Source organism: Achromobacter sp. RT286_PF (genome assembly GCF_059760425.1).
This window is the reverse complement of the sequence record NZ_JCBAMR010000007.1, coordinates 191,048-204,797: the sequence shown is the minus strand read 5'-3', so window position 1 is coordinate 204,797 and position 13,750 is coordinate 191,048. Positions and strand designations below refer to the sequence as shown.

Sequence of the window (13,750 nt, the reverse complement as noted above, 5' to 3'; positions counted from 1 at the left end):
AAGAAGTCTCGTGAGATCAGTGATTTGTTTGTTTTTTTTCAAGCAGAAAACTGCATACGATATTTGTCCCGTGGTCTCGTGGGCTCGGAGTTGTATATAAGAGACAGCCGTTTGGTATTTGATTTTGGCATCTGCTTTTGCCCCACACCCGCCGGCGTTCATCCGGTTTACGGCCATCCACACACACATCAACGAGACACGCAGCCATGACCACCACCATCAACGAAACCCACGATCCGTCCTTGAAAAGCTGGGTTGCCAGCGCCAACACCGGCACGTCCGATTTTCCGGTGCAGAACCTGCCCTATGGCACCTTCCGCCGCAAGGGCACGAACGAATCGTTCCGCCCCGGCGTGGCCATTGGCGACCAAATCCTGGACCTGGCCGCGCTGGCCGCACAGAAGCCATTTGAAGGCCTGGCCGCCGACGCCCTGGCCGCCTGCAACAGCGACAGCCTGAATGCGTTGATGGCGTTGGGCCACGCCCACTGGAGCGCCCTGCGCCTGGCGCTGTCGCGTGCCTTGCGCGAAGGCGCCGCGCTGCGCGCCGCCGTCGAACCGCTGCTGGTGCCGCAAGCCGACGCCGAGCACACCACGCCCGCGCGCATCGGCGACTACACCGACTTCTACATCTCGGTGCACCACGCCACCGCCATCGGCAAGCAATTCCGCCCCGACAACCCGCTGCTGCCCAACTACAAGTGGGTGCCCATCGGCTACCACGGCCGCGCATCCAGCATCGGCGTCGACCAGAAGTTTCCGCGCCCCGTGGGCCAGACCCGCCCGGCCAACGAAGGCGACACGCCGCAGTTCGGCCCGTGCGCCCGCCTGGACTACGAGCTTGAGCTGGGCATCTTCGTGGGCACCGGCAACACCCAGGGCGACCGCATCGACCTGGCCGACGCCGACCAGCACGTCTTTGGCCTATGCATCCTGAACGACTGGTCCGCGCGCGACATCCAAGCTTGGGAATACCAGCCGCTGGGCCCCTTCCTGTCAAAGAACTTCGCATCAACGATTTCGCCGTGGATCGTCACGATGGAAGCGCTTGAGCCCTTCCGCACGCAGTACAACCGTGGCCCGGCTGAACCGCAGCCGATGCCGTATCTGGCCTCGGACGCGAACCGCGCCAAGGGCGCCTACGACGTGCAGCTGGAAGTGCTGATGACCACCGCGCAGTCGCGTGAGGCCAAGGCGCCGCCGGTCACGCTGTCGCGCAGCAACTTCCGCGACGCCTACTGGAACGTGGCGCAGCTGATCACGCACCACACGGTGAACGGCTGCAACCTGCAACCGGGCGACATGCTGGGCACGGGCACGCTGTCCGGGCCGCAGCCGTCGGAAGCCGGTTCGCTGCTGGAATTGAGCCAAGGCGGCAAGACGCCGATCGACCTGCCCTGGGGCGAAAAGCGCACGTTCCTGCAAGACGGCGACCAGATCATCATGCGCGCCGCATGCCAGAAGGCGGGCTATCCGAAGATCGGTTTCGGCGAAGCCTCCGGCGTGGTGTTGCCGGCCAAGCTGTAAAGCAAACTCCGACGCAAACCCAGCGCGGCGCAAGCGATCACGCACCCACTGCGCCGCGCGGGGCACATCGTCAAAACAAGAAAGGCCGCTCCGTTTACCGGGCGGCCTTTCGTTATTTCATGCCGTCGTTGCCCAGGCATCAGGGCATCAACGCGCCATCAAGGCAGCCGGTATTTTTCTTCGCGGTAAACCCAGCTTGCCCACAAGGCATGCGCTAGCGCTTCTTCAGTCAAGGCCGGGTCTGCGGGCTCGACGGGCGCATAGACTTCGTCCTTGCCCACCGGCGCGGCTTCGTATCGGAATTCGCGCGGCGCTTTCTGTGGCTCCAGCACCAGCAGCTTGTCACCTTGCAAATAGCCGAAGTTGTCGGCGTACTGCATCATTGCGCGGTTTGGATCGCGCTGCGTCAGGTCGGCGCCCAGCATCGGGTTGACGTTGTCCAGCCCGATCAACGACAGCAGCGTGGGCGCCATGTCGATCTGGCTGACCAGGCGTTCGTCCTGGCGCGGCGCGATGCCGGCGCCCAGGAACAGCGCGGGAATCTGGAAGTGGCGTACCGGCACCGGTATCGACCCATACACGCGCGAATCGTGATCGGCAATTACCAGGAACACGGTGTTGTCCCAGTACGGCGCCTGCTTTGCCTTTTCAAAGAACTGCCCCAACGCCCAGTCGGCGTATCGCACCGTGTTATCCACCGTGGCCGGGTCGCCCACCGGCTTGATGCGACCTTCGGGGTATTCCCACGGCGAATGGTTCGACACCGAAAACGCCAGCGTGAAGACCGGCTTGTCGCCATCCGCGCGCAGCAGGCGGTCGACCTGATTGAACATGTCTTCGTCGGACGCGCCCCATGACCCTTCGAACACCGGGTTCACGAACTTGGGCCGGTCCACCACTTCATCAAAGCCGTTGCCCAGGAAGAACGCGCGCATATTGTCAAAGTGCGACTCGCCGCCATACACGAAGCGCGAGTGGTAGCCGTGCTTGCCCAGCACCTGCGCCAGCGTGAAGAAGCCGGTTTGCGAACGTGGCAGCTTGACCACCGCGTCAGCCACGCTGGGCAGGAAGCCCGCCGTTACCGCTTCGATGCCGCGCACCGAGCGCGTGCCCGTGGCGTAGGCGCGATGGAACATCCAGCCTTCCTTGGACAGGCGGTCGATATTGGGTGTCAGGTCGCGCCCGCCCAGGCTGCCCACGTACTGCGCGCCCAGGCTTTCCTGCAAGATGATCACGACGTTCAGCGGCTTGTCGCGCCGCACCGTGGCTTTTTGTTCGTGCAGGCTGGGATAGCGCGCATCCAGCGGCGCCCCGGTCAGGCCGGCTTTCTCGCGCACGATGGCGTTCATCTGGTCCACCGGCATCCGTGGATACATCGCGGCCGACGAGCGTTCGTCGCGCATGCGATAGGCCGCGTCGAACACGCTGTACAGCGAATTCAGCGCCAACGCGTTGACCATGGAATCTGAACTGAACGCCACCTTGGCCGGGTTGATGGGCCGGTGTTCCAGCGTGCCGCGCGCGCCCAGCACCACCAGCGCCAGGATCACGAAGGACGCAATCGGCCGCTTCCACCACGCCATGAATCCATCGCGCGAACGCGTCGGAAACAGCTTGAACGCCAGCCATGCCGCCACCACCAGCACCACGAACGCCGCCAGCAGCACGCCCTTGTAGCCCTGCCACAGCATCGACCCCACTTCCTTGGGATTGAGCAGGTAAATGAAGTAAAGCCGGTTCGGCCGCGTGTCGTATTCCGCGATGAACTGCGGCGTGGACACTTCCAGCAGCACATACAGCATCCACCAGATGCGGAACCACCACGCGGTAATCGTTGCGGCCAGCGGGCGATGCCCAAACCCCGGCGACAGCACCGCGGGCAACGCAATCACCATGGACAACAGGCAGACGTCGATGCGCAGCCCGCCCAGCAGCACCGGCCCCAAGCCGCCGGCCGCTTGCACGCGGTCCCACATCCAGAACGACAGCCCCAGCCGCGACAAAGTCAGCAGCACCAGGACGGCCAGGATGAATCGAAGTGTCAGGCGACGCATGCGGCGGCCCTCCGCAAGAGGCGAAGCGCGTTCGCCACCGGTGATGAAAGAATGCCGCTGTTGATGCCGAGCAAAGCCATGCCGTCTCGTAGTCCGAAATGAAAACGGGCAAAGATTAACGCGGTTTTGGGTACACGGCCGGGAGATTCGCAACGGTTCGCGACGGCCGGCAATGGCCGGCAATCGGTTAAACGTTGTACGACATCGTATTTCGCGCTACGCCGCGCGGTCGGCTTGCCGTACGGGCTGGTCGGGTACGTATCTGTCTACTGGGCGCGGCGCAGGCGTTCCCGGCTGTTGCTCAGGTGCGTGCGCATCGCCGCGCGCGCGGCTTCGGCATCCTGGCGCATGATCGCGCTGTAGATGTCTTCATGCTCCAGGTTCACGCGGGCCAGATAGGCCGCGCGGTCTTCGTGCGCGAACTTGGCGGAATTGATGCGGGTGCGTGGAATGATCGCCGAGCCCAGGTGCGACATCAGGTCGGCGAAATAACGGTTGTCGGTGGACTGCGCCACCAGCAGATGAAACTGGAAGTCGGGCGTGATCGTGTCGCCGCCAACGTCCAGCGCGGCTTTGAACAGGTCAAGCGCGCGCCGCATTTCCTGCAACTGCACGTCGCTGCGCCGAATGGCGGCAAGGCCCGCGGCCTCGCTTTCCAGGCAAATACGCAGCTCTAGCAGCACCAGCACATCGCGCACCGTGGCGATGTCGGCCGGGTCCACCCGAAAGTCGACGCTGCCGCTGGGCTCCAGCGCATACGTGCCCACGCCGTGATGCGTTTCGACCAGGCCCGAGGCCTGCAAGCGCGACAGCGCTTCGCGCACAACGGTTCGGCTGACGCCAAACTGACGCATGATCTCTGATTCGGTGGGCAGCTTGTCGCCAGGGCGGATTTCGCCACTGCGTATGCGTTCGGAGATGCTCTCGACCAAGCCTTGAGCCAGATTCCGGGGACGACGCTGCGGCAAGACAGGAGTATCGACAGGAGCGTTCATCAGGGTTAATCCGAAAATGAGTACAAAGGCTTGACGCTGAAATTTGCGGCTAATTATACTTTGCGCAAGTTGTACGACAACGTACCAGATACGTTCCCACTCCGCACCTTCTACCGAGCGTTGCGACATGAGCAGAACCGTCAACCCGCCGCCAGCGACCACCCGCTGCCAGCGTCTATTACTCACCGGCGCCGCCGGGGGCCTGGGACAAGTGCTCCGTCCCCGACTCAGAGCATTCACCGACCTGCTGCGCATATCCGACGTGGCACCCATGGCCGCCGCGGGCGATGGCGAAGAAGCCGTCCCGTGCGATCTGGCCGACGCCGCCGCCGTGTCGTCGCTAGTGCAGGGCGTGGATGCCATCGTGCACCTGGGCGGTGTATCGGTTGAACGCCCGTTCGAACAGATTCTTCCGGCCAACATACAGGGCGTCTACAACCTGTACGAGGCCGCCCGCGTGCACGGCGTGCGGCGCGTGGTGTTCGCCAGCTCGAACCATGTCATCGGCTTTTACGAACAGGGCCAGCAACTGGACGCCAACGTGCCGCTGCGGCCCGACGGCTATTACGGCCTGTCCAAAGCCTATGGCGAACATCTGTCGCGCTTTTACTTCGACCGCTACGGCATCGAAACCGTGTGCCTGCGCATCGGTTCGTCGTTCCCCGAGCCCAAAGACCGCCGCATGCTGGTTACCTGGCTCAGCTACGACGACCTGACCGACCTGGTCACGCGCGCGCTGTTCACGCCCGACGTCGGGCACTTGATCGTCTATGGCGCGTCCGCCAACCGAGACAGCTGGTGGCGCGACGACGCCGCAATGGTGCTGGGCTTTGTGCCCAAGGATTCCTCCGAGGTCTTCCGTGCGCAGGTCGAAGCGCAGCCGCCGCTGGCCGCCGACGATCCGGTTGCGCGCTACCAGGGCGGCGCGTTCGTCAAGGCCGGCCCGTTCCCCTTCCCCCCGGTTTCCACCAAGTAGGCGCCCCCATGCCCGCAATCGCCGAACGCGTTGGAGACATGCTGTGCGGCGTCGGAGAAAGCCCGGTCTGGCGCGCCAGCGACCAGACCTACACCTGGACCGACATTCCCAACAAAACGCTGTGGCGCTGGTCCCCCGCCAGCGGCGAATTCGCGCAATGGGCGCTGCCACGGATGGCGGGCTGCATCGCCATGCGCGGCGCGGGCTGGCTATTGGGGATGGAAGACGGCGTGTACGAATGCGACGCGCTGCTGCCCGACGCACCTTGCCACCCGCGCCTGCTCGCGCACGTGGCACACGCCGCGCCCGGCATGCGCTTTAACGATGGCCGCAACGATCGGCAAGGCCGCTTCGTGGCGGGCACGATGGCGATGGACATGGGCCGTGCGCTAGCGGCCGGCCGCCTGTATCGCCATGACCCCGACGCGCGCAGTCTGACCGAGCTGGTGGACGATTTGATCGTGCCCAACGGCCTGGCATTCAGCCCGGACGGCAAGACGATGTACCTGTCCGATTCGCACCCGTCGCGCGCCATGGTGTGGGCGTTTGATTACGACGTGGACAGCGGCACGCCCCACAATCGCCGCCCGTTCATCGCCGCCTTGCCCGCCGGCCGCCCCGACGGCGCCGCGGTCGACGCCGACGGCTGCTACTGGATTTGCGGCAACGACGCCGGCCGCGTCTACCGCTACACGCCCGACGGCCGGCTGGACCAGACCTACACCGTTCCCGCTCGCAAGGTCGCCATGTGCGCCTTTGGCGGCGCGGGCATGGACACCCTTTTCGTCACGTCGATACGCCCTGCCGACGCCGCCCCCGGCGCGCTGGACGGCGCCGTGTTTGCCCTGCGCCCCGGCGCGCGGGGCCTGGAGGAAACCGCAAGCGCCGGCTAGCACCCGACCGGGGCGGCATTAACGCGCCCCACGCAACGTAGGTCTGTACACGAAGAGCTTCGAGGCCGTCCCGGCCCATAACGAAACGCCGTACTCCAACCGGAGGTAGACATGCTGCGCCCCACCCTGACCCGCGCCATCCTGGCGGCGGCTGCCTTGCTGACCCTTGTTCCCCTGGCCAACGCGGCCGAGCTGCGATCCGCCGACATCCATCCCGACGACTATCCCACCGTGCAAGCCGTGCGCCAGTTCGGCGAACTGGTCAAGCAACGCACCAACGGCCGCATCACCGTCAAGGTCTATGCGGGTGGCGCGCTGGGCAACGAAGACGATTCGATCGAACAGGTCAAGCTGGGCGCGCTGGCCATGGCGCGCGTGTCCAGCGCCGCCATGCACAACATCTGCCAGACCACGCGCGTGCCGTCGCTGCCGTTCCTGTTCCGTTCAAAAGAACATCTGCACAAGGTGCTGGACAGCGAGATCGGCGATCAGATCCTGCGCTCTTGCGAGGCGGCCGGCTTTGTTGGGCTGGCCTGGTACGACAGCGGCTCGCGTTCGATGTACACGCGCAACAAGCCCGTCAAGACGCTGGCCGACGCCAAGGGCATGAAGATCCGCGTGCAGCAGTCGGACCTGTCCGTCGCCATGGTCGAGGCCATGGGCGCCAACGCCACGCCCATGCCGATGGGCGAGGTCTATACGTCGTTGAAGACGGGTCTGGTGGACGCCGCCGAAAACAACTTCCCCAGCTACGAAAGCGCGCATCACTACGAAGTGGCGAAGTACTACGCGCTGACCGAGCACACCATGACGCCGGAGATCCTGATCTTCTCCAAGCGCCAGTGGGACAAGCTGGCGCCCGAAGACCAGAAGATCCTGCGCGAGGCCGCGCGCGAATCGGTGCCGTTCATGCGCAAGCTGTGGGACGAACGCGAACAGAAGTCGCGCGCCATCGTCGAGAAGGCGGGTTCGCAGATCGTGGACGTGGACAAGGCGTCTTTCCAGGGCGCGATGAAGCCGGTGTACGACCGCTTTGTCACCACGCCAGAAATGAAAGACCTGGTCGCAAAGATCCAGGCTGTCCAGTGAGGGCGACATGTTGGCCACACCCACGAATGAAACCGGTGTAGCAGCGGTGGGCCGGGCGCAAGCCCTGGCCGGCCCGCTGGACGCCTACACGCGCGGCTGCGCCCTGCTGGCGCGAGCCTGCATGTGGACCAGCGTGTTCGGGCTGGTCTGCCTGATCATCGCGGTCAGCTTGCAGATCTTCGGCCGCCACGTGCTCAACAGCACGCCCACCTGGGCCGAAAGCCTGGCGCTGCTGCTGGTGCTGTACGTCACCATGCTGGGCGCGGCGGTTGGCGTGCGCGATGCGGGCCATATCGGCTTCGAGTCGCTGCTGGAAGCGCTGCCTGCCGGCGGGCAGCGGCGCTTGCGCATCTTCATCCACCTGCTGGTGCTGCTGTTCGGCGTGCTGATGGCCTGGAACTGCGGCGTGCTGGCGGAATCGGTACACGCCTACAAGATCCCCAACCTGGGCATCTCGAACGCCTGGAAGTACATCCCCGCAACCCTGTCGGGCACCTTGATCGCGCTCTTTTCGCTGGAGCACATCATCGCGATCCTGCGCAACCATAAGGTGGTACCGGCATGGCGCTGACACTGCTTTCGTTTACGTTCATGGGCTTTTTGGTGATCGGCGTGCCGGTGGCCTTCGCCATCGGCCTGTCGTCCATCACCGCGATCATGGTCGAGGACCTGCCGCTGGCCGTGGCGTTCCAGCAGATGACCTCGGGCATGAACGCGTTCTCGTTCCTGGCCATTCCCTTTTTCATCTTCACGGGCGAGCTGATGCTGTATGGCGGCATCGCCGACCGCATCGTCAACTTCGCCAAGTCGCTGGTGGGGCATGTGCGCGGCGGGCTGGGCATGTCCAACGTGGTGGCTTGCACGCTGTTCGGCGGCGTGTCGGGCTCGCCGGTGGCGGACGTGTCGGCCATGGGGTCGGTGATGATCCCGATGATGAAGCGCGAGGGCTATCACGCCGACTACGCGGTCAACGTCACCACGCACGCGGCGCTGGTGGGCGCGCTGATGCCGACCAGCCACAACATCATCATCTACACCTTGGCGGCGGGCGGCAAAGTTTCCATTGCCGCGCTGATTGCCGCCGGTGTCGTGCCCGCGTTGATCCTGACGCTGTGCAACCTGGCCGCCGCGTATTTCGTGGCACGCAGCCGGGGCTATCCGGCGGGCACCTTCCCTGGCTGGCACATCGTGTTGCGCTCGCTGGTGGCCGCCACACCGGGGCTGTTCGTGGTGGTGCTGATCATCACCGGCATTCTCAGCGGCGTGTTCACCGCGACGGAATCGGCCGCGGTGGCGGTGTTGTACGCGTTGGCGCTGACGGTGTTCGTGTATCGCTCGTTGACCTGGGACCAGTTCGTGCGCGCGGCCAGCAAGGCGGTGAAGACGACGGGCGTGGTGTTGCTGCTGATCGGCATTTCGGCCACCTTCGGCTATCTGATCAGCTTTTACGGCGTGGCCGAAAAAACCGGCGAGTTGATGGCCTCGATATCGACCAGCCCGTGGGCCATCTTCCTGATGGTCAACATCATCCTGTTCGTGCTGGGCACGTTCCTGGACATGGCCGCCACCATCCTGATCTGCACGCCCATTTTCCTGCCGATCTGCATGCAGTACGGCATGGGGCCGGTTCAGTTCGGCATCGTCATGTTGCTGAACTGCGCGCTGGGCTTGAACACGCCACCGGTGGGCACCACGCAGTTTGTGGGCTGCGCCATCGGCGGGGTATCGGTGGGGACGGTCATGCGAACGATCTGGCCGTTCTATGGCGCGCTGCTGGCGGCGCTGGCGCTGGTGACCTACGTGCCCGCGTTCTCGCTGTGGCTGCCGGGCGTATTGCTCAACTGATCGCGCGACAAGCGGGACGGGCCGGATGGACCGGGCCGTTCCGCATCGGCCCGGCCGCCGGCATGCCGCCTGACGATCAGCGGCATGAAGAACAGCGCGGCCAGAAACCACAGCAGGGTCGCCGACCACAGCGTCTGGCTCAGGAAATGCGCGCCTTGCAAAATGCGCACCACTGAAAACAGCACGCCGGCCGACACGCCCATCGCCAGGCCCCACCAACGCCATGCAGGCCGTTTCAGCGCCCAGCCGAAAAAGTACAGGGTCAACATCGAATACCCCGCGCCCGCATGGCCGCTGGGCAAGGCGCCGCCCGCCCTGGCGCGTAGCCACGTCCACCAGTGCAGCGGATACGGCGTGTAGCCGCCCAACGTCTCCAGGTCGTAAGGACGCGGCAGCGTCGTGTGGTGCTTGAGTTGATTGACCAGTACCTGTCCGACCAGGCATGTGGCCGCCAGCGCCAGCGCGGCGCCGCGCCACTGTCGCCACGCCGGCACGCGAAAGCTGGCGGCGACCACACCGACAGCGGCCAGGGCCACGCCGATGGGCAGCACCAGCACCAGGCGATGGCCCAGCATTTCCAGCAATCGGTTGGTGTGTAGGGGGAAATCGTTCAGCACCGGGCTGAACAGCGCATGCGCAATGCGCAGATCCAGTCCCGACACGTTGGTCCACCAGGCGGCGGCCGCCAAGGCCAACGTCACGCCGATCAGTTGGCTGCACAAATACCAGGCAAGCGTGGGCGCACGCGCCGGGAACAGCGGTGGGGACGGCATGGTGGCAAGGACCAGGGGACGGTTCGGGGAATCGCTGAGCTTAGCGCCCCGAAGGTCGAATAATCGTCAAATTCGGGTCTGTGTTTGCGGCGCAACAGCGGTGGAATGCGCGTCGAACCGCAGCAGGAACCGGGTGCCGCGCGATGCCGGCTCGCGCGACGATTCCACAGTAAGCAGCCAGCCCTGCATGTCGCAGACGCGCTTGGCGATGGCCAGCCCCAGGCCGCGCGCCGTCTCGTGCTGGCCGGCGGCGACCGTGTCGCGCATGCGGCCGCTGTAATAGCGGCGGAACAGGAAAGGCAGGTCGTCCGGCGCGATACCCTTGCCGTCGTCGCTCAGTTCCAGCACGTCAGGCGCGCGAAACGTGGCAGTCAGCGTGGCCGGCGCGGCATGCTCGACGGCGTTGCGCACCAGGTTGCGCAGCACCGTCAACAAGGCGTAGCGATCCAGTGTCAACACATGGCCGGAGGCGATCTGATTGTCGAAACGCAGTTCGGCCAGCGCGCCCTGCGCCTCGTAGCCGCGCCAGGCGTCCTGCATGCATTCGGCGATGTCGACGGGCGCGGGCGGAAGCAGCTGGTCGCGCGCCATGGCGCGGGCGCTTTCCAGGCACACGATCACGTCGTCGACGTTGTCCACCACGCGCGTCAGACGCTCGCGTTGGTCGGCCGTCAACGCCTGGGTCAGCAGCATCAGCTCGCTGTCCGAGCGGATGGCGGCCAGCGGCGTGCGCACTTCGTGGCTGAGGTTGCCGGCGAATTCTCGCTCGCGCGCGATGGACCGGTCGACCTGGTTCTGCACGCGGTTAAAGGCTTCGATCAGGCGGCCGGCCTCGTCATCGCGGGTCACGGCCATGTCTGGCGCACCCGGCGCCCAGGTGGCCAGCCGGTCGGTCAGGTCCAGCAGCGGCCCCACCGCCACCCCCGCCACGCGGCGCGACAAGGCGTAGGCGCCCACGACGCAGATGGCGCCCACGCCCAGCACAATCAAGCCGAAATCATGGACCCGTTCTTCGTTGTCGGTGGCGTCGTACAGCAGGTACACCTTGCCCCGCCCCGTGTCGGCCACCATCACGTGCCAGGTATAGGCTTCCGGTTCGATCAGGTGCAGCCCGTTATCCAGTTCCAGCACTTCGTCGGGTATGCCGGCCGGGCGCTGCCCATCCACGCTCATCCAGGCGCGCATCGACCCGCCCAGCTCGCGCACGCCGCCGCGCGGCAGGAAGTCGTCGCTGCTGCGCGCATGCTGCACCAGGCGGTCCATTTCGGTGTTCAGGATGTCGTTGACCAGGTCGTCTTCCATCTGGTCAAACGTCAGGTAGGCCAGCAGCGCCAGCGCCGTCACGAATAGCGCGACGGTGCCGGTCAGCGCCCACACCACGCGCTGGGTCAATGTGCCGCCCGTGGCGCGCGTCATGGACATATTCCGTTCAGCGTCAGGCGCCAGCCAGTGCCGTGCAGCGTTTCGATGCCGTCAAAACCGGCGTCCGCCAACGCGCGGCGCAACAGGTGCACCTGGCTGCGCAACGCGTCCGACGACGGGGGTTCGTTGCCCCACAACAGCGATTCCAGTTCTTCGCGCGCGACCACGCGGCCGGGGTCCCGCATCAGCGCGTCCATGATCAGGCTGGCCTTGCGCGTCAGATGCACGGGCTGGCCGTTGACCAGCACGCCACGGCTGCGCGTGTCGTACTTGAGCGGACCGAATTCGCGCACCGCGTCCACCGTCGCCCCCTTGGCGCGCTGGATCAGCGCCAGCAGGCGGGCTTCGACTTCAAGCAGCGCGAAGGGCTTGGTCAGGTAATCGTCGGCGCCATGGGAAAACCCCGCCAGCTTGTCTTCCAGGCTGTCGCGCGCGGTCAGCATCAGGACGGGCACGTCGGCGCGCATGTCGGTGCGCAGCGTGTGCAGCACCGCGTTGCCGTCCATGCCCGGCAGGCCGATGTCCAGGATCAGCGCATCGAAGCGTTGCGCCTTCAGGCGTTCCAGAGCAGCGTGGCCGGTGTAGGCCACGTCGGGCAGGAAGCCGCGCGCCTCCAGGAATGAATACAGGTTGCCGGCGATGATGTGATCGTCTTCAACGATCAGCACCCGGTGATTTGCTCCCGCCGCGGGGCTGACTGCCATGTTGTGGGCTCCCTGTTCAGTAGATCGCAAGTGGCGGCGCAAGCGCGCGCTAGGCTTGCAGGACCTTACCCGGATTCATCAGCCCTTGCGGGTCCAGCGCGCGCTTGATGCGGCGCATCAGCGCAAGCTCTACCGGGCTTTTATAGCGCGGCAATTCGTCGCGCTTGAGCTGCCCCACGCCGTGCTCGGCGCTGATGGAGCCCTGATGCGCATGCACGCTGTCATGCACCACGCCATAGATCTCGCTTTGCAAGGCCAGTAGCTCGGCTTCGGTCTGGCCGGGCGCATTGGCGACGTTGTAATGCAGGTTGCCATCGCCCAGATGGCCGAAGATGACGTGCCGCACGCCGGGAAAGCGCGCTTGCAGCAGCGCGTTGGTCTTGTGCACGAAGCCGGCGATGGACGAGATGGGAATGGACACGTCGTGCTTGACGGACTTGCCCAGCTCGGCTTCGGCCAGCGGGATGCTTTCGCGCAGGTGCCACAGCGCCCGGCTTTGCGCGACGTTGGCGGCAATGGCGGCGTCGTGGATCAAGCCGGCGTCGATAGCCTCGCCCAGCACGGCCTCGAAGCGTTCGCGCGCGTGGGCCTCGCTTTCACTGTCGGACAGTTCAAGCAGCGCGAACCACGGCGATTCGGCGGAGTCGCCTTCGAAGGGCAGGCGCTGTTGCGGGAACAGGCGCACCACGCCTTGCAGGCAGGCGTTGCTCATCAGTTCGAAACCCGTCAGCGCGGCGCCAAAGCCAGCCCGCGCGCGGGACAGCACTTCAACCGCCTGGTCGATCGTGTCCAGGGTCAGCAGCGCAGTGCAGCTGGCAACGGGCCGGGGGAACAGTTTCAACGTGGCGGCGGTGATGATGCCCAGCGTGCCTTCGCTGCCGATGTACAGGTCGCGCAAGTCGTAGCCGGTGTTGTCTTTGCGCAGGCCACGCAGGCCGTCCCAGATTTCGCCTTCGGCCGTCACCACTTCCAGGCCCAGCGTCAGGTCGCGCGTATTGCCGTAGCGCAGCACCTGCGTGCCGCCGGCATTGGTGGCCAGGTTGCCGCCGATGGTGCAGCTGCCTTCGGCAGCCAGGCTCAGCGGAAACAGCCGGTTCGCGCCCGCGGCAGCCTCTTGTACGGCTTGCAGGATGCAGCCCGCTTCGACCGTGATGGTGTCGTTGTCGGTATCCACATTGCGCACCGCCGTCAGGCGGGCCGTGGACAGCACGACAGCGCGACCGGTGTCGTCCGGCGTGGCGCCGCCGCACAGGCCGGTGTTGCCGCCCTGGGGCACTACCGGCACGCCGTGGCTCAGGCACAGCTTCACGGCGTCGGCCACTTCCTGAGTGGAGCCGGGCCGGATCACCGCCAGGGCCGACCCGCGATAACGGCGGCGCCAGTCCAGCACATAGGACGCGGCGTCCTCGCCGGTCAGCACATTCGTGAAACCCAGCAGGGACTGAAGATCGCTCAACAATGTCATAGGCGCCG

At 65.5% G+C, this 13,750-nt stretch carries 12 protein-coding genes; 6 read left to right on the top strand and 6 right to left on the bottom strand.

Annotated elements, in window-relative coordinates:
• Positions 1–206: 206 nt before the first annotated feature.
• Positions 207–1,526 carry a fumarylacetoacetase gene (gene fahA / locus AC6LJY_RS09085; protein ID WP_498135781.1) on the top strand — a complete coding sequence of 440 codons (1,320 nt, stop codon included), beginning with the start codon at positions 207–209 and terminating at the stop codon, positions 1,524–1,526.
• A gap of 158 nt (positions 1,527–1,684) precedes the next feature.
• On the opposite strand, the gene AC6LJY_RS09080 is transcribed toward fahA, so the two are convergent.
• Positions 1,685–3,580: an LTA synthase family protein gene (locus AC6LJY_RS09080; protein WP_498135780.1), complete on the bottom strand. Its 1,896-nt coding sequence runs from the start codon at positions 3,578–3,580 to the stop codon at positions 1,685–1,687.
• 266 nt (positions 3,581–3,846) lie between these two features.
• The gene (locus AC6LJY_RS09075; protein WP_046805065.1) at positions 3,847–4,575 is read right to left on the bottom strand and encodes a FadR/GntR family transcriptional regulator; all 729 of its coding nucleotides are present in this window, start codon (positions 4,573–4,575) and stop codon (positions 3,847–3,849) included.
• Positions 4,576–4,702: 127 nt separating this feature from the next.
• On the opposite strand from AC6LJY_RS09075, the gene AC6LJY_RS09070 reads away from it, so the two are divergent.
• The 5 genes from AC6LJY_RS09070 to AC6LJY_RS09050 all read left to right on the top strand — a co-directional run bounded on the left by AC6LJY_RS09070 (position 4,703) and on the right by AC6LJY_RS09050 (position 9,378).
• The gene (locus tag AC6LJY_RS09070; RefSeq protein ID WP_498135779.1) at positions 4,703–5,551 is read left to right on the top strand and encodes an NAD-dependent epimerase/dehydratase family protein; all 849 of its coding nucleotides are present in this window, start codon (positions 4,703–4,705) and stop codon (positions 5,549–5,551) included.
• Positions 5,552–5,559: 8 nt separating this feature from the next.
• Entirely contained in the window at positions 5,560–6,444 is an 885-nt protein-coding gene (locus AC6LJY_RS09065; protein ID WP_498135778.1) for an SMP-30/gluconolactonase/LRE family protein, read from the top strand.
• Positions 6,445–6,555: 111 nt separating this feature from the next.
• Positions 6,556–7,533, top strand: a complete 978-nt coding sequence (locus AC6LJY_RS09060; RefSeq protein WP_046805068.1) for a TRAP transporter substrate-binding protein — start codon at positions 6,556–6,558, stop codon at positions 7,531–7,533.
• A gap of 7 nt (positions 7,534–7,540) precedes the next feature.
• Positions 7,541–8,104 (top strand): TRAP transporter small permease, encoded by a 564-nt coding sequence (locus AC6LJY_RS09055; RefSeq protein ID WP_082134494.1) that lies wholly within the window; start codon positions 7,541–7,543, stop codon positions 8,102–8,104.
• Complete coding sequence (locus AC6LJY_RS09050) at positions 8,095–9,378, top strand: TRAP transporter large permease (RefSeq protein WP_046805069.1); 1,284 nt, start codon at positions 8,095–8,097, stop codon at positions 9,376–9,378. The genes AC6LJY_RS09055 and AC6LJY_RS09050 overlap by 10 nt, the downstream gene beginning before the upstream one ends.
• On the opposite strand, the gene AC6LJY_RS09045 is transcribed toward AC6LJY_RS09050, so the two are convergent.
• The 4 genes from AC6LJY_RS09045 to AC6LJY_RS09030 form a co-directional block, all read right to left on the bottom strand.
• Positions 9,330–10,151, bottom strand: coding sequence for a phosphatase PAP2 family protein (locus AC6LJY_RS09045; RefSeq protein ID WP_314355567.1), 822 nt, complete (start codon positions 10,149–10,151; stop codon positions 9,330–9,332). The two genes, AC6LJY_RS09050 and AC6LJY_RS09045, sit on opposite strands and share 49 nt — an antisense overlap.
• Before the next feature lie 66 nt (positions 10,152–10,217).
• Positions 10,218–11,567: an ATP-binding protein gene (locus tag AC6LJY_RS09040; protein WP_314355566.1), complete on the bottom strand. Its 1,350-nt coding sequence runs from the start codon at positions 11,565–11,567 to the stop codon at positions 10,218–10,220.
• Complete coding sequence (locus tag AC6LJY_RS09035; protein WP_046805072.1) at positions 11,564–12,277, bottom strand: response regulator transcription factor; 714 nt, start codon at positions 12,275–12,277, stop codon at positions 11,564–11,566. Before AC6LJY_RS09035 ends, AC6LJY_RS09040 begins: the two co-directional genes overlap by 4 nt.
• A gap of 49 nt (positions 12,278–12,326) precedes the next feature.
• Complete coding sequence (locus tag AC6LJY_RS09030) at positions 12,327–13,742, bottom strand: FAD-binding oxidoreductase (protein WP_314355565.1); 1,416 nt, start codon at positions 13,740–13,742, stop codon at positions 12,327–12,329.
• Positions 13,743–13,750 lie beyond the last annotated feature (8 nt).